Source organism: Viscerimonas tarda (genome assembly GCF_054601255.1).
This window is the reverse complement of sequence record NZ_BAAHWV010000001.1, coordinates 79,101-95,621: the sequence shown is the minus strand read 5'-3', so window position 1 is coordinate 95,621 and position 16,521 is coordinate 79,101. Positions and strand designations below refer to the sequence as shown.

Sequence of the window (16,521 nt, the reverse complement as noted above, 5' to 3'; positions counted from 1 at the left end):
CATACGCCCGCCGCCGCGAATATGTTTGAACCGTTGATTTGTAGGGGCGAAATATCTTTCGCCCGTTGCCGCGAACGGATTTAATCGGGGATTTGTAATTTTTTTGATTTACAGGACAAAAACGCCCCATTCGCGGCAGCGGGCGTATGCCATACGCCCCTACGATATTTTACACAAAATTTGTTGATACACAAAAAAACGTGTGAACAAATAATAATATTTTTCGAGATTGCATTAACAAAAGTAAATTTTTATGGTGTGAAATACAAAATAAAGATGTATTTTTGCCGTTATTGTTGTATATAATAATTCTGACAATGGATAAAATAACAATTAGATACATCATCCTGCTTTGTTCTGGGTGTTTCTTGCTGTTCTTTTTGCCCGGTTGCGGCAAGAAAGGTCAAACTACGTTCACAATAAAAGGCAAGCTTGCCAACTTGGAATCGCCGTATATTTTTATAGCAACGGAGAACAACGATTCTATTTTTATAGACACCATACGAGCCAACAGGAAAGGCGTTTTCTCTTACGAAGGAACGGTCGGGCATTTAACGATGGCTTCGTTGTTTTTTGAAGGAAAACCCTGGGCTACCTCCATTTTCTTTGATAAAGGATGGAACATTGAGATAACGGGAGACGTTAAGCGCCCCGATTTGATTTATGCAACCGGAGGCAATATCAACGATGATTTAACGGCAGTCAAAAAAGAGAATATTCAGCTACTCAATACAAAAGCCGACCTCATAGCGCGAATTGACAGCGCATCGACTCCCGAGATGCTGCAAAATTATAGCTCGGAACTGAAGACGATTAACTTTGAACTCACCAATCAAGGCCGTCAATTTATTGAGAAAAATCCCGAAAAAATAGCCAGTGTTGTTTTGATACAATACTTTTTCAAGAACGACATATCGGTTGAGGCCTTGGATGAAGCCTTAGCCCTGTTGAAAGGAGAGGCAGCCGATTTTTCGTTAACAACGGAATTGAAACAATACAGCGAAAAAATCAAGTCGTCGCAAATTGGGGCAAGAGCTCCGGCCTTTGAATTGAAAAACAAGGATAAGGACATCCGATTGTACGACTACAGAGGGAAATACCTCTTAATCACTTTTTCGGCCGAATGCAAAGACGATTCGGTATGGACAGTACCGCCCGTAATAACGGATAGTTACGACCAATCGAAAGATAACAAGCTCGAATATCTCTCCGTAGTGATGTTATGCGACAAGCCGGTAAAACAAGCTCCCGATTCGATAAAATGGAAAGTTTTTTACGACACAAATGGCTGGAATTCCGACATTGTGAAAGCATACAACATTGTTGATGTTCCGAATAATGTGCTGATTTCGCCCGAAGGAGTTATTCTGGGTCGCCGATTATCGGCAATTTCACTGATTGAACAAATAAATGAGTTGAAAAAGACCGATAAGAAATAAATTTTTCACTACTTTAGCCGGACTAAAAATAAAGTAATGCTTGTAAAAATTTTTGGAGCAGCAGTACAGGGGATTAATGCCAATTTAATCACAATAGAAGTCAATTGTTCGAAAGGGATTAAATTCATGCTGGTCGGCCTCCCCGATACATCGGTTAAAGAAAGTCATGAACGAATAATATCCGCCTTGCAAGTCAACGGATATAAATTCCCCCGTCAACAAGTGGTTATAAACATGTCTCCGGCCGACATCAAAAAAGAAGGTTCGGCCTACGACCTGCCGTTGGCTGTTGGCATCCTGGCCGCGTCGGAAAGTATTCAGAAAGATAAACTCGAAGAATACCTCGTTATGGGCGAACTTTCGCTCGACGGGAGTATATTGCCAATAAGAGGCGCCCTTCCGATAGCCATAAAAGCGCGGGAGGCAGGCTTCAAAGGCCTTATCCTGCCGATGAAAAACGCCCGCGAAGCCGCTGTGGTTAATAGTATAGACGTTTATGGCGTTGAAAACATCTGCGAAGTTATCGACTTTTTTAACAATGATAAAGAACTGGAGCCTGTTGTAGTTGATACAAGGGCCGAATTTTATAAACAGCAGCAAAATTTCGAGTTCGACTTTACCGATGTCAAAGGGCAGGAAAATGTGAAGCGCGCCCTGGAAGTTGCCGCTGCAGGAGGTCATAATATTATTATGATAGGCCCTCCGGGAGCCGGAAAATCCATGATGGCCAAAAGAATGCCGTCGATACTTCCCCCCTTCACGCTGCACGAAGCCTTGGAAACAACAAAAATCCATAGCGTAGCCGGTAAAATAGGGACGGAGACGGCTCTTATGTCGCATCGTCCTTTTCGCTGCCCGCATCATACCATCTCGGATGTGGCGATGGTGGGCGGAGGTTCTTTCCCTCAACCGGGCGAGATTAGTCTGGCGCACAATGGCGTACTGTTTTTGGACGAATTGCCCGAATTCAACCGCAGCGTTCTGGAAGTGATGAGGCAACCCTTGGAAGACCGGAAAATCTGTATCTCAAGGTCGAAGTTCAGCACCGAATATCCGGCCAGTTTTATGCTTGTGGCCTCCATGAATCCTTGCCCCTGCGGATATTTTAATCACCCCGAAAAAGAATGCGTTTGCGCCCCCAATGCCGTACAACGCTACCTCAACCGGATTTCGGGCCCTTTGCTCGACCGGATAGACATCCACATCGAAATTGTTCCGGTTCCGTTCGAGAAGATTTCCGACAAAAACCTCTCGGAAAACAGCGATTCGATAAGAACCCGGGTGATACAAGCCCGCGAAATACAAGCCGAACGATTTAAAGACGAAGAAGGCGTTTACTGCAACGCCCAGATGTCGAGTAAGCTGTTGCAGAAATATGCATCGCCCGACGAAGCAGGCCTGAGCCTGTTGAAAACAGCCATGGACCGCTTCAACCTGTCGGCGCGCGCCTACGACCGGATACTGAAAGTAGCGCGAACCATTGCCGACATCGACAATTCGGAAAAAGTATTGGCCAGTCATTTAGCAGAAGCCATCAATTACCGGAATTTGGATAGAGAGAGTTGGGCTACACGGTAATCTCCCAAGTCGAATTAGTAGCACACAGAATACACGGAATGAACAGATAAACACAGATTTCATTTTTTATATTGATTATTTTCCCTTGATGAAAAAAGCATTCCCATTCCTCCTCTTATTATTTTTCCTGCAAAGCGCTTTTGCACAGGAAAGGAAAGTCAGATTGTTGTTTGCCGGTGATGCCATGCAACATCAATCGCAGATTGATGCGGCTAAAACAAAAGCCGGCTACGACTACTCTTCCTATTTCAGGCATATCAAAAACCGGATTGATTCGGCGGATATTGCTATTGTGAATTTAGAGCTTACTCTGGCCGGAAAACCTTACACAGGCTACCCGACATTCAGCGCGCCGGACGAATTCGCTGACGAGCTTAAAAATGCCGGATTCGACGTATTTCTGACGGCAAACAACCATGTGTTGGATAAAGGGAAGAAAGGATTGCTGAAAACGATTGCCCGGCTCGACACCATAGGGGTAAAACATTTGGGCAGCTATGCCGACAGGGAACAACGCAGCTTGCGCTACCCGCTGATGCTCGTAAAAAACGGAATACGGATGGCGCTGTTGAATTACACTTACGGCGCCAACGGCATAAAGGTGCAGGCGCCGAATGTGGTCAACTACATACAAAAAGACAGCATCAGGAATGATATAGAGCTGGCCAAGCGAATGAATCCCGATATTATCATCGCCAATATGCACTGGGGGTTGGAGTACAAATTAATGCACAATAAGCAACAGACCGACTGGTCGGACTTTTTAATCCAGAACGGTGTAAATCTGGTGATTGGCGGTCATCCGCATGTGGTGCAACCGATGGAGGTGCGGAAAGAAGGCGATTCGATAAAAAATGTGATTGTGTATTCGCTCGGTAATTTTGTTTCGGGGATGAAGGCGCCCAATACCGACGGTGGCATGATGCTAAACATTGACTTGAGCAAAGATTCGACAGGTGTTGTGAGAATAGACAGCTGCAATTATTCGCTGGTCTGGGTACACAAACCGGTGGAAGAAGGCCGGATACAGATACAATTAATCCCTGTTGACGAATACGAGGATGAGGAAACAGGAAAAGCATTTTTGGGCGAAGCCAATTACAATAGAATGATGAGTTTTGCCCGTACAGCAAAGGAAACAATAACAGCCCCTCCAACCTCCCCGTAGGGGAGGCTAAAGGACTGCTTCTTTGAAGCCTCCCCCACGGGGAGGTTTGGAGGGGCTGGGCTTTTAAACATAAATGACATGACAACATTAGTTCTCGCCCATCCCTGGCATGGCAGCTTTAATAAAGCCATTCTCGATACGATTACGGCTAAATTGGATAAGCAGGGGAAAGAATATCAGGTAATAGATTTAAACAAAGACCAGTTCAATCCGGTGATGACGGAGGAAGAGCTGGCCTTGTATTCGGCAGGCGGCTATTTGGATCCGCTTGTCGGGAAATACCAGGCTATACTGAGCCAGTCCGCTGAAATGATTTTCATATTCCCCATTTGGTGGGGCACAGCGCCTGCCATACTGAAAGGATTTTTTGATAAAGTGCTGCTAAAGGATTTTGCGTTCTCGTACGAAAACGGATGGACGCCATTGCTGAAAATAAACAAAACAACAGTTATCACCACTTCCGAATCGCCTACCGAACATTTCCGGCTTTCGATAGAAAACAATTTCATTCCCTTGATGCTATACTCCGCCGGTATCAGCAACGCCACCTGGCTCAATTGCGACAATACATCGAACGGCACAGATGAGCACCGGCAAGAATTTTTGAGAAAAGTAGAAGAGGGTATATAAGCCTTATTCCCGAGTTTGTCATTGGCTCAGGCCGATTTACGCTCCGCTCCAATTGCGGGCCCCGACCCGCAATCTCCTGACAGAGGCACAATGTTTGAACTTCTGTTAAGAGATCCCGTGTCAAGCACGGGATGACAGACTTTTTGGACACCCCCCTACAAACGAATTTTGTTCAAGCTTGGAGGGGACTGATTTTTCACCTAATTCTGTACAGAATTCTGTACAAATTTGTATATTTGCAAAAAAGAAAAATTATGATAGTCATTAGTTCGACAGATTTAAGAATAAATCAGAAAAAATACCTTGATTTGGCCGAAAAAGAACAGGTTGTAATTAAAAGAGGCCGAAAGTTGATTGAACTGGTAGTCAAAGAAAGACTGATTACCGACGAAGACCTTAGAACCGGAATTACGGGCGAGGAGTTGAAGGAACGTATGCACAGAAGAATTGATAAGATATTTGATAAATGAAAGTTATTTTTGATGATTCGATAGACGAATATTTTTCTGAAGTTATTGATATTCTCTACAAAAAGGAATATTTTGGATTCAAAGAAAGTGCATATAAATACGTCGATGATTTGATCGACGAAATAAATCTCACAATCCATAACAAGCACAAAAGACCGGCGCCGGATTATTTTTCCAAATATGGTAGAAATCTTTTTTATTCTGTTTTCAAAAAGAATGACAATACACAGTGGTATGTGTTTTTCAATCAGGAGAAAGATGTTTATTTTATCCGCTATATAGGGAATAACCACGTATGCTCTCAATATTTGTAGGGGCAAACCTAGGTATTCGCCCCCATTATCAAGGAATTGCCTCAAAATTCTTTTCCGAGTTTGTCATTGGCTCAGGCCGATTTAGCTCAGGCTGATTTCCGCCGTTGGCTACAATTCCGCTCCGCTCCAATTGCGGGCTCCGACCCGCGATCTCCTGACAAAGGCACAATGTTTGAACTTCTGTTAAGAGATCCCGTGTCAAGCACGGGATGACAGACTTTTTGGACACCCCCCTACAAACGAATTTTGTTCAAGCTTGGAGGGGACTGATTTTTCACCTAATTCTGTACAGAATTCTGTACAAATTTGTATATTTGCAAAAAAGAAAAATTATGATAGTCATTAGTTCGACAGATTTAAGAATAAATCAGAAAAAATACCTTGATTTGGCCGAAAAAGAACAAGTTGTAATTAAAAGAGGCCGAAAGTTGATTGAACTGGTAGTCAAAGAAAGACTGATTACCGACGAAGACCTTAGAACCGGAATTACAGGCGAGGAGTTGTTGCGCCAAGTTAAAGAAGATATACACGAAATTTATAGCCGCAAGAGATGAAAATTCTTTTTTCACCGGAAGTTAGGATATATCTGATAGAACTCTCTGAAATACTTTACGAAAAAGATTATTTTGGATTTGAAGAAGAAGCCTATGACTATGTGGAAGAATTGGTTAAAGATATAATTAATTCTTTGCACAACAAACACAAAAGACCGGCGCCGGATTATTTTTCCAAATATGGTAGAAATCTTTTTTATTCTGTTTTCAAAAAGAATGACAATACACAGTGGTATGTGTTTTTCAATCAGGAGAAAGATGTTTATTTTATCCGCTATATAGGGAATAACCACGTATGCTCTCAATATTTGTAGGGGCGAACCTAGGTGTTCGCCCCCATTATCAAGGAACTGTCTCAAAATTCTTTTCCGAGCTTGTCATTGGCTCAGGCCGATTTAGCTCAGGCTGATTTCCGCCGTTGGCTACAATTCCGCTCCGCTCCAATTGCGGGCTCCGACCCGCAATTTCCTGACAAAGGCACAATGTTTGAACTTCTGTTAAGAGATCCCGTGTCAAGCACGGGATGACAGACTTTTGAGACACCCCCTACAAATCTTCCAAACATTACTTTGGTAACCGAAAGGAAATGGGCAAGGTAAAATTGCTCTCTTTTGGCTTGCCGTTTTGTATTCCCGGCGTAAACTTCGGCAGTAAGCCCACAATTCGTAATGCCTCGGCGTCAAGTTCGGGCGACACGCCTTTCACTACTTTAGCTCCGCTGATCGAACCATCTGTGGTTATGGTAAAGCGGACAGTAACATCTCCTTCTATCTTGGCTTTAAGCGCTTGTTCGGGGTATTTCAGATTGTTGTAGATAAATTCTCCCAGCTCTTTCCATCCACCCGGATACTTGGCCGCCTCTATTTCAACTACCGGAAACCCTAGCCTATAACGAGCATCTACCGGATTACCATTTTGTTTTCCGGGTATCCACCTCGGCATCAAGCTTACAATACGCAATGCTTCGGCATTTGCCTCGGGAGATGCTCCTTTCTCAATTTTAGCATCGGTAATCGAACCGTTTTTGGTTACAACAAAGCTAACGGTAACATTTCCTCCTGCTTCTGCATCACCTGTAGCCGGTATCCGATTGTCGTTGATAAACTTGAGTAATTCTTTCGTCCCGCCCGGATATTGTGGCATCACGTCAATTGTACCAATGGGCATCGTATAATATACATCCACAGGTTCGCCATTTTGTTCTCCGGGTATCCATTTTGGCATTGACCCGATAACCCGCAATACTTCGGCATTGAGTTCAGGCGAGCCTCCTTGCATAATCTTAGCGTCGGTAATCGACCCATCTTTCTTTACAACAAAGCGAACAAGAGCGCTCTCCTTAATATCACCTTTAAAGTTTATCAAACTGGTATTTATAAACCGAAGCAAGTTTGGCATTCCACCCGGGAACTGTGGCATCACCTCCACACTGCGATAAATGCCTTCGGCATCCGGTTTATCATCTACAGCCGGACCCAGGTTCAATTTAAAGACAATTGGCATCGTAAAATACACATCCACAGATTCGCCATTTTGTTTCCCCGGTATCCATTTTGGCATTAAGCCAATCACCCTTTTTGCTTCGGCATCAAGTTCGGGCGATACTCCTCTTACGACTGTTGTATCAGCAATCGAACCATCCTTTGTTACAACAAAGCGGACTATCACACTCCCTTGAATACTATCTTTAGCTGCTTGTCGAGGATACCTCAGGTTTTTTTGGATAAATTTTGACAACTCGCTCATCCCACCCGAAAATTGAGGCATCACTTCAACAGAAACGTAAGGTTTGGATGTTGGAGGAGCTACCGGAAGAGTGTCTTGTAGCTCTGCCTGAACTGGTTGAACTGGTTGAGGTGGAGCTATTGTTTCCTCAACAGATTGAACCTGATTATTTTCTACTGCCGGAGCTTCGGGCTCAGGCGCCAATATCGTACTGACTATTTCGGAGGGTAAATTTGCCAAAGCTGGCGAGGCTTGTACGGCATTCCCGAATATCAGCAGCATTCCGGCCGGAATCGCCAGCAAATACTTGGCGGATAGCAGCAACGAACTCTTGTGCTTATTCATCATGATAATACGTTTTTTTAGTTGTGAAACATTGAAATTATTTATAATTGGAATACCGGTAGTTGAGATTGATAGTTGCAATAATGCATATTGATAGTTTTTTGTATCTACCCCCATATTCAAGGCCCCTTGGTCGGCCAGATACTCCAGATTGGTTTTGATGGCTCGTTTCATCAGCCAGGTGATGGGGTTCCACCAAAAGCAGATGCAGAGCGTTTCGGCAATCAATACATCGACCGAATGGAATTGATGGACATGAACTTTTTCGTGAGCAAGTATTTCGGAGAATTCGCCTGTGTCAATTTTATTGACGTTAATAAAAATCCAGCCGAAAAACGAAAATGCCGTTATATCTTTCTCTCCCGCTTCTATAATACGGAAAGCCTGGGCTGTTTTTTTGCTGTTCTTCCTTATCAGGCGAAAAATGGAGAACAGCTGCGTGGCAAAACTCACTACCAAAATAGCCGATCCCAACAAGGACGCCAGCAACAAGGTCGGCACAGTATAATCTTTGTAGTTCACCGGAGCAGGTTCCGGTTCTGCGACCTGAACATCGAATATCTCCACCTCCAATTGCGAAAAATAGACCGGCAATTCGATGGGAGTTTGCTGCGCTTCGTTGGCAGGCAATTCGATATTGAACAAGGGATAGGCCAGCGAAAACACGATGGCAAACAGAAAATAGAACCGGCGCAGTTTCAGGAATGTATCGGCACGCAAGCACAGCAGGTAAAGCCCGTAAAACAAAAACAGGGCAACCGATACTTTAATGGCATACATAATTATCAAGGCGTTATCCATGGCTGTTTTGATTTAAAAAGTTCGTTCAAGGTTTTTTGTTCTCAATTAGCTGTATGATTTCTTTCAATTCCTCGGGAGATATATTTTCTTCCTTTACAAAAAAAGAAACCAGTTCCTTGTACGAATTTTCGAAATAGCTCTTCACAATTCCCGACATAAACACCTTTTTGTATTCGTCCTCTTTTATCTTAGGGCTATAGACATTTACGTTGGCATACTTCTTCGATTTGATGTAGCCCTTTTGCTCCAGATTGCGGACAATGGAGGCCACAGTTGTGTAAGGCGGTTTGGGGTCGTCCATCTCGTTGACGATGTCTTTCACCACACATTCTTTCAGTTGCCAGATATGCAACATCACGCTTTCTTCCTGATTCGTTAGCTTTTCCATAAGACTATAAATATCGTATATCTACTATTTTTTCGTAAATATACGCAGAAATAGTTATTGCGCAAGCATTTTGAGGAAAAAATGAAAAAATAATTTTTAATTAATTGTCTGAACCGTTGATTGTAGCTGATTTTATTGATTAACTTGATTACATTGCCGCATTTGCATTCCGCGCCACGTATTCCCGTAGGGGCGTATGGCATACGCCTGCTGCCGCGAACGGGTTTGAACAGAGGATTTGTAAATTTTTTTGATTTGCATGATTAAGCGCCTGTATTTTGTCCCATGCAGGACAAAAATGCCCTGTTCGCGGCAATGGGCTGCCCCTACGGGAATACGTGGCGAATGCAGACGTGGCGCGCCACGTCTCTACAATGTATCAGGTTAATCAATAAAATCAGCTACAATCAACGGTTCAGACAATGGCAACGATAGACAAAAAATACAGGGGTAACGCTATGCGTTGCCCCTGTATTTATACAAAAAACCTCCTTAAAAATTTACTTAGGCAGATTGAATGCTACTTTCAATTCGTGCATTTGTTCGGGTGTGGTACCTGTTGGTTCAAAGCCCATTGCTTTGGCTGTCAGGTATATTTGCGCTGATTTGGAGAGGGTGTCCACCATATCGAATGCTTCCATGATGTTTTCGCCTACTGCCGAAACGCCATGTTTTTCCCACATCACCACATCATATTCTTCAAGTTCCTTGAGCGTTGCATCTGCCAGAGCGAACGAGCTGGGCATAGCGTAAGGAATAATACCCAATCCGCGCGGACAAAACGCCCTTGTTTCGGGAATCATGCTCCACAGCAAATCGGTGAGTACATCCTTTTTCAGGAATTTGGGGTTGTGTGTCATTGCCACCAAATCAATCGGGTGAGTATGCAATGCCGCCTTGTAATTGGAGCCTTTACCAATCAGGTAATTGTGCATCGACAGGTGCGATGCCAGTTCCGATGTTGGTTTAACGGCTTGGTCGGCAATTATCTCGTAGCTGGCGCAATCGTCCAGAATACGGATGACCGATCCATTTTCCATTGGCCAGCGAGCCAAGTCGCGCATACGCTTGTTTGTTCCTTTACAGAAGAAATAGCGTCCTTTCAGGTTGGGAAGCGTTCTTCCTATCGGCACAACGCCGCTAATAGGCTTCAAGGCCCTGATTTCATCGTCTATCACATCGGTAATGTTAACGGTTATATTACCGCCATTACGTTCGGCCCAGCCTTTTTGCCAAAGGTATCCGGCAACTTCTGCCACATCTGCTACTTCTTTAGCAAGTAACGGACGATTATCCAATATTGATTTCATTTGCTTATTGTTTTAATAATTATCTCCATATCGTTCTTTCGTAATATCTTCCAGTGTTTTTCCCTGCGTTTTGGGTGTCCAGATGGCGCCAACTATCAACGCTACGAGCAACAGGCAAACCATGATGATGCCGGCTGTATAGAATCCCGACTGGTTGAAAATGCCGAGGAACACAAACGACCAGATAGCGGCTCCGCCACGCACCACAAAGAACATAATCCCCTGTGCGGCGGCGCGATATTTTGCCGGAAAAAGCTCCGATGCCCACAAGGCATAGAATGCTTGTACGCCAAGGCCTGCATGCACACCCCAAAGTACAGTAAACGTCCAAAGAGCTGCCATATTGTTTATGCCGACAAATGTGAGCACTACCCAAGCGGCTACGCCAAGCAATGTACCCCCGATGTACAACAAGCGTTGATTAACTTTGTCGGACAACAGCGCAAACCCAAAAAACGACACCAAGGCTGTGAGCAACCACATAATGGAAGTCAGCCTGTTGGAATATTCGTTGGTAAGATCTCCGGCTGTTTCGTAAACATGCGGCATGAAGAATCCCATGGCGCCTGCTACTAAATTCCAGGTGAGGTAAATGCCGGCCAGATACAAAATAGTTTTTACATTTACAGCGTTGGAAAACAAGGCGCCGAACGATGAAAAAATGCCGGGCTGTTTTGTTTTCGACAGCTTTTGCTCGGCCCGTGTATTTTCCCAGTCTTTCGATTCGTCCAATTGCCGTTGAAGTATCCAGGCAATAAGAGCTACTACGAACAGCGTACCAAAGATAATGCGGTTACCGAAAAGCTCAGCCGATTGTGCCGACCAACCGCTATCCACCAATGAGGTATAGATTTTGCTGCCAAGAACGCCGTCTTTTGCCAGCAACATTCCCAAGCCAAAAATAATGGCGGGGCCTATCGACCACGCAAATTGCGAGATACCGATGTTTCGTCCGCGATTCTTCACTTCCGAAGTTTCGGAGATGTAAGTCCACGAAGCCGGAACACCTGCTCCAACCGAGATGCCCGTGATCAAGAATCCAAGCAGCAGCATCGGAAAATTGAACGAGAACATGATAATGGCTACACCGGTCATATACACCAGCATGTTGTAGGTATAGATGGTTTTACGCCCGTATTTGTCGGCCAGAAATCCGCCTATAATGGCGCCTAAGGCAGCGCCAAAACAGTTGGCGCTAATAGCATTCAGCCAACTCAGATGAACTTCTTGCAGCGAAAGATAATTCTGCCAAAGAGTCAATCCGCTTGCACCGGCAACAATAGAACCGGCATCTAAATAATTGGTCAAAGATACGGCTATTGTACTCTTCAAACTCCCTTTTTGAACTTCCATAATCTTTTGTTTTTTAATGTGTTGATTATCGTTTGGATGTTACATTCTTTTCGTACTGCTGTATTTCTGTAATGTAATCTTCGCCTACTGCGATATTGTTTTTCAAGCAGAAATAGTCCCAAACGGCGTTCCAAGGTAAGCTTTTTGCTTCTTCCAACAAAGCAAGCCGTTCAAAATATTGTCCGTTTGCTTCATAATTGCGCAATACGGCGATGGGTTCCAACAATCCCTGAAGGAATGCTTTTTGTGTTGAGCGGATACCTACAACATAAGCGCCGATACGGTTGATAGAGGCATCGAAATAATCCAATCCAATGTGGACGCGGTCTAAGGCATCGGCCCTGACAATTTCTTTGGCCAAATCGGCTGTTTCATCGTTCAAAATGGTTACATGGTCGGAGTCCCAACGTATCGGACGGCTCACATGAAGCATGATTTCGGGGGTGAACAGCAACAAGGAAGATATTTTATCGGCAATACTTTCCGACAAGTGGAAGTGGCCTGTATCGAGCGTAACGATTTTTTGTTTTTTAGCGCCGTATCCCAAGTAGAAGTCGTAAGAACCTACGGTGTAACTTTCGAGGGCGATGCCGAACAATTTGGCTTCGATACAGTCTTTCATGTTTTTGTAGTCTTTCGCAAAAATTTCGTCGAGCGATTGTTCCAGAATCTGACGGTATTTCAAGCGGTTAACAGTCTGGTCCTTGCTGCCGTCGTGCACCCACAGGTTCATGATACAAGGGTCGTTCTGGAATTTACCCATTTCTTCGGAGATCAGGCGACAACGCTTGGTGTGTTCGATCCAAAAATCGCGAATGGCTTTATCGGGGTTGGCAAGCGTTAAATCGCCGCTTTTAGGATGACCGAAAGAGGTAGAATTGAAATCCAGTTTCAAGCCTGTTTCCTTCGCCCATTGCATCCAGCTGGTAAAATGAGCCGGTTCCACCTGATCGCGGTCAACCACTTTTCCGCCAAAATCGCCATATATTTCGTGCAAATTCAAGCGGTGATCGCCGCCTACCAAGGTCAACACTTTTTTAATATCGGCACGCACTTCGTCAATATTGCGGGCTTTGCCGGGGTAATTTCCGGTTGCTTGAATGCCCCCGCCGCCCAAATTCTCCAGTTTCTCGAAACCGGTAACATCATCGGCTTGCCAGCAATGGATGGAGATGGCTATTTTTTGCAGCTTCTCTAATGCGGCATCCACATCCACGCCTATTGCAGCGTAGCGTTCTTTCGCTATTTCGTACGATTTTTGAACTAATTCACTTTTACTCATATTTGTTTATTTTTATGGTTAATAATTCGGATTTATAATTGAATGTATGATTTAATATCGCTATTTTACCACCCAGTCGTACACATATTCGTTAGTTATTAGATTTTCTTTGGCGATTTTTTTGCCTTGAACGACCACATTGTCAATCAGCACATTTTTAATGGCATGAGTTTCATCAAAACCGAGAAATTCCATCCCCACGCGAGGAGGAGTATCGCCGGTTACGACAATATCCTTGAATACAACGTTTTCGATATGTCCCCGCTCCTTGTCGGCTGTCCATACTGCCTTGTTTATCCATAGCGAGCCCAATCGCTGGCACTCTTCGATGCGGATATTTTCAAAACGAATGTTTTTCACTACTGCCTTGTCGCAATGGAAAACGCGCAATGCCCACTCGCGGCAATGATCGCCGATAATGTCGCAATCTCTGAAAGTTACGCCATCAACCTGCTCCCGAAGTTCCGCGCCAACACTCAGGGCATGAGCTACTTCGTTCCACAGCACGCATTTTTGTGCCAGAATATTGCCTGCGCCGCCTCTGCCTGTGTTGGTTTTTACTACAATCAGGTCGTCGATGGTGCGAATAAAGCAATTTTCGACCAGCACATCCCAACTGTCGCAAATATCAATGCCGTCGGTATTGGAACGATACCCCAATAGCTTGATGTTGTCGATATGCACACGGCTGGCTTTTTGCAGATTAACCGTCCAAATGCTGGCATTGCGCAGAATGGGGCCATTTATCAGCACGTCGCTGCCCGAAACGAGAAACACATTGCGCCCTTGCGTACGGGGAACATTTTCGTGGTCGATAATTCCGCGTCCCAGCACTTTGGTATTTTTGCCGCTGACGATAAAACCGGCTTTCGGCTTTTGGTCGGCGCCGGACGGATTGGCAAACCTGACTATCGCCCCTCCGGCAATATAAAGCGTTTGATTATCCTTAATTTCAACAGATTCGGTAACATGGTGGATTCCCGGACCGAAATATATCACATTTGGATCGGCAGGGTCGGGCTTTTCCCTTTCTTCGGGGTTGACAAAGATATGCAGCGAACGAATATGTTCGCCGTTGATTTCTACTGTCAAGTGTTGTGGTTTATCCACTTCAAAGCTGATGCTCTTCCCCTGAATCCTGGGTGTAATGCCGAATGAGGTTGGCAAAATTTTCGCTGTTTCTATTGGCTTGTCCACTGTAACGGTGAGCTTTACCTTGCCACGCTTCAAATCGAAACTTGCAAAACCTGCAATGTCGTAATAGAGGTGCGACTTGGAGGCATCGGCTATGGCATCTTCCCGCACTTTTTTGTCGGCAGCGCCTACCTTGGCATTGTAAACAGGAACAGGCCTGTTATCAACCGTTAATCTGTAATCCACACTCAACTCTTCTCCTTCCGGTGCAGCATAAACAACTGCGCTTTCGCTCTTGAGAACATTACAAGAAACCAAAAGAAAAGCTCCAAGCAGTAAGCTAATTTTATTCATATCGGAGTGTTATATACTATTTAGATTTAGTTGATTTTTTGTAGAGATAGCAATACGCTCCCACAAACGGCATCCTTGCAAAGACGCACTTGGCTTTTCCTGTTAATGATCAGTATTTAGCAATAATTTGCACAAATTTTCCGTAGGCTTGTTCCCATACCTGTGAGTCCTGCGGTTGATATACATCCGGCGTTACGGAGTTTTTAATTATTTCGCGCATTTCGGACAAGGAGTTTACAACCCCAATACCTTTCGCCTGCAACATAACATTACCAATAGCCGTTGCTTCCGAGGGGCCTGCCACAACGGGAATACCTGTCGAATTGGCGGTGAACTGGTTCAGTAATTTGTTTTGCGAGCCGCCTCCAATCACATGCAGCTTCTCGATTTTGAACGGAGCCACTTTTTGCAAGCTGACCAATACGTCCTTGTACCTCAATGCCAAACTGTCGAATATGCAACGGATAAACTCGGCATGAGTTTCGGGTTCGCGCTGATGTGTTTTTTCGCAATAATCGGCAATGGCGCCGGTCATGCTTTCGGGATTGGCAAAAGAAAGATGATCGGGATTTATCAGCGACTGAAAAGCGGTTGCCGAGTTGGAAAGCGCCACAATTTCGGGGTAGCTGTATTTTGTACCGGCAGCTTCCCATTCTTTGCGACATTGTTCCAACAGCCACATGCCGGTGATATTTTTCAAAAAGCGGGTGGTTCCTTCCACGCCTCCTTCGTTGGTGAAGTTTAACTCGTACGTCTCTTCGTTGATAATGGGGTCTTTTACTTCTATACCCATCAACGACCAGGTGCCCGAACTGAGGTAGGCAAAGTTTTCGTTTTCTGCCGGAACGGCAGCTACGGCAGAACCTGTATCATGTCCGGCGACAGCTATGACAGGAGTTTTATTCAGTCCGCATTCTTTTATTATATTATCTGTCAGGTAGCCTGTAATTTCGCCGGGCATGACAATAGGTTGCATTATGGAGGGATTTACACCCATCGCCTCAAACAGTTTGGGTTCAAAGGCTTTTGTCCTCGGGTTCAGAAGCTGCGAGGTGGATGCGATGGTGTATTCGCACACTTTTTTACCGGTCAGCAAATACGACAGGGCATCCGGCATAAACAGGATGTCTTTTGCCGCCTTAAGCGCTGATGAGTTTTCGGATTTTGCCGCATACAACTGGTATATGCTGTTGAAATTCATTATCTGAATGCCGGTAAGCTCATAGACTTCCTTTTTCGACAGAAGTTTGAAATACGCTTCCGGTTTTCCGTTTGTATAAGGGTCGCGGTACGAACGGGGCTGGCTCAGAATGTCGCCATCTTCGCCCAGATACACAAAATCGACACCCCATGTATCAATGCCGATTGCATCGAGGTTGATATTTTGTGATGCCGCCAGAAACAATCCTTCTTTCAGGGCATCGTATAAAGCAAAAATATCCCAGTAATATTTGTCGTGTATGCGGACAATTTTATTGGGGAAACGGGTTAATTCTTTCAGTTGAAGTTTTCCGTCTTTCAACGTTCCGAGAATGGAGCGTCCGCTGGTAGCTCCGATGTCGAATGCAAAAAAATGATATACCTTGTTCATGGTTTAGAAAAATTTCTTTAGGCTACAAAATTACCTCTTAAAATACACTTCCGATTGAGCAATATGATTTTAATACTTAAAAAAA

15 protein-coding genes are annotated in these 16,521 nt (G+C 44.5%); 8 read left to right on the top strand and 7 right to left on the bottom strand.

The annotated features are described in order from the left end of the window. The first annotated feature begins 317 nt into the window (after nt 1-317). The 8 genes from ACYPWY_RS00420 (at nt 318) to ACYPWY_RS00385 (ending at nt 6,467) form a co-directional block, all read left to right on the top strand. Nucleotides 318-1,439 (top strand): DUF4369 domain-containing protein, encoded by a 1,122-nt coding sequence (locus tag ACYPWY_RS00420; RefSeq protein WP_459683270.1) that lies wholly within the window; start codon nt 318-320, stop codon nt 1,437-1,439. Between the two features lie 36 nt (nt 1,440-1,475). Next, nucleotides 1,476-3,017: a YifB family Mg chelatase-like AAA ATPase gene (locus tag ACYPWY_RS00415; protein WP_459683269.1), complete on the top strand. Its 1,542-nt coding sequence runs from the start codon at nt 1,476-1,478 to the stop codon at nt 3,015-3,017. 88 nt (nt 3,018-3,105) lie between these two features. Further along, nucleotides 3,106-4,185, top strand: a complete 1,080-nt coding sequence (locus ACYPWY_RS00410; protein ID WP_459683268.1) for a CapA family protein — start codon at nt 3,106-3,108, stop codon at nt 4,183-4,185. A gap of 78 nt (nt 4,186-4,263) precedes the next feature. After that, nucleotides 4,264-4,815 (top strand): NAD(P)H-dependent oxidoreductase, encoded by a 552-nt coding sequence (locus tag ACYPWY_RS00405; RefSeq protein ID WP_459683267.1) that lies wholly within the window; start codon nt 4,264-4,266, stop codon nt 4,813-4,815. Nucleotides 4,816-5,069: 254 nt separating this feature from the next. After that, nucleotides 5,070-5,285, top strand: coding sequence for a hypothetical protein (locus tag ACYPWY_RS00400; protein ID WP_459683266.1), 216 nt, complete (start codon nt 5,070-5,072; stop codon nt 5,283-5,285). Beyond that, nucleotides 5,282-5,599 (top strand): hypothetical protein, encoded by a 318-nt coding sequence (locus ACYPWY_RS00395; RefSeq protein WP_459683264.1) that lies wholly within the window; start codon nt 5,282-5,284, stop codon nt 5,597-5,599. The genes ACYPWY_RS00400 and ACYPWY_RS00395 overlap by 4 nt, the downstream gene beginning before the upstream one ends. A gap of 332 nt (nt 5,600-5,931) precedes the next feature. After that, nucleotides 5,932-6,153, top strand: coding sequence for a hypothetical protein (locus ACYPWY_RS00390; RefSeq protein ID WP_459683263.1), 222 nt, complete (start codon nt 5,932-5,934; stop codon nt 6,151-6,153). Further along, on the top strand, nt 6,150-6,467 hold the full coding sequence (locus ACYPWY_RS00385) for a hypothetical protein (protein ID WP_459683262.1): 318 nt from the start codon (nt 6,150-6,152) through the stop codon (nt 6,465-6,467). Before ACYPWY_RS00390 ends, ACYPWY_RS00385 begins: the two co-directional genes overlap by 4 nt. Nucleotides 6,468-6,717: 250 nt before the next feature. Here ACYPWY_RS00385 and ACYPWY_RS00380 read toward each other — a convergent pair whose 3' ends face one another. The 7 genes from ACYPWY_RS00380 to ACYPWY_RS00350 form a co-directional block, all read right to left on the bottom strand. Further along, nucleotides 6,718-9,024: a TonB family protein gene (locus tag ACYPWY_RS00380; RefSeq protein ID WP_459683261.1), complete on the bottom strand. Its 2,307-nt coding sequence runs from the start codon at nt 9,022-9,024 to the stop codon at nt 6,718-6,720. A 25-nt stretch (nt 9,025-9,049) separates the two neighbouring features. Further along, nucleotides 9,050-9,412 carry a BlaI/MecI/CopY family transcriptional regulator gene (locus ACYPWY_RS00375; protein ID WP_459683259.1) on the bottom strand — a complete coding sequence of 121 codons (363 nt, stop codon included), beginning with the start codon at nt 9,410-9,412 and terminating at the stop codon, nt 9,050-9,052. Between the two features lie 500 nt (nt 9,413-9,912). After that, entirely contained in the window at nt 9,913-10,722 is an 810-nt protein-coding gene (rhaD, locus tag ACYPWY_RS00370) for a rhamnulose-1-phosphate aldolase (protein ID WP_459683258.1), read from the bottom strand. A gap of 12 nt (nt 10,723-10,734) precedes the next feature. Next, entirely contained in the window at nt 10,735-12,075 is a 1,341-nt protein-coding gene (locus ACYPWY_RS00365; RefSeq protein WP_459683256.1) for an MFS transporter, read from the bottom strand. A gap of 25 nt (nt 12,076-12,100) precedes the next feature. Then, entirely contained in the window at nt 12,101-13,357 is a 1,257-nt protein-coding gene (locus ACYPWY_RS00360) for an L-rhamnose isomerase (protein WP_459683254.1), read from the bottom strand. A gap of 60 nt (nt 13,358-13,417) precedes the next feature. Beyond that, a complete protein-coding gene (locus ACYPWY_RS00355; protein ID WP_459683252.1) occupies nt 13,418-14,845 on the bottom strand; it encodes a glycosyl hydrolase family 28 protein in 1,428 nt (475 codons plus the stop codon). 109 nt (nt 14,846-14,954) lie between these two features. Continuing rightward, a complete protein-coding gene (locus ACYPWY_RS00350; RefSeq protein ID WP_459683250.1) occupies nt 14,955-16,436 on the bottom strand; it encodes a rhamnulokinase in 1,482 nt (493 codons plus the stop codon). Nucleotides 16,437-16,521: the final 85 nt, after the last annotated feature.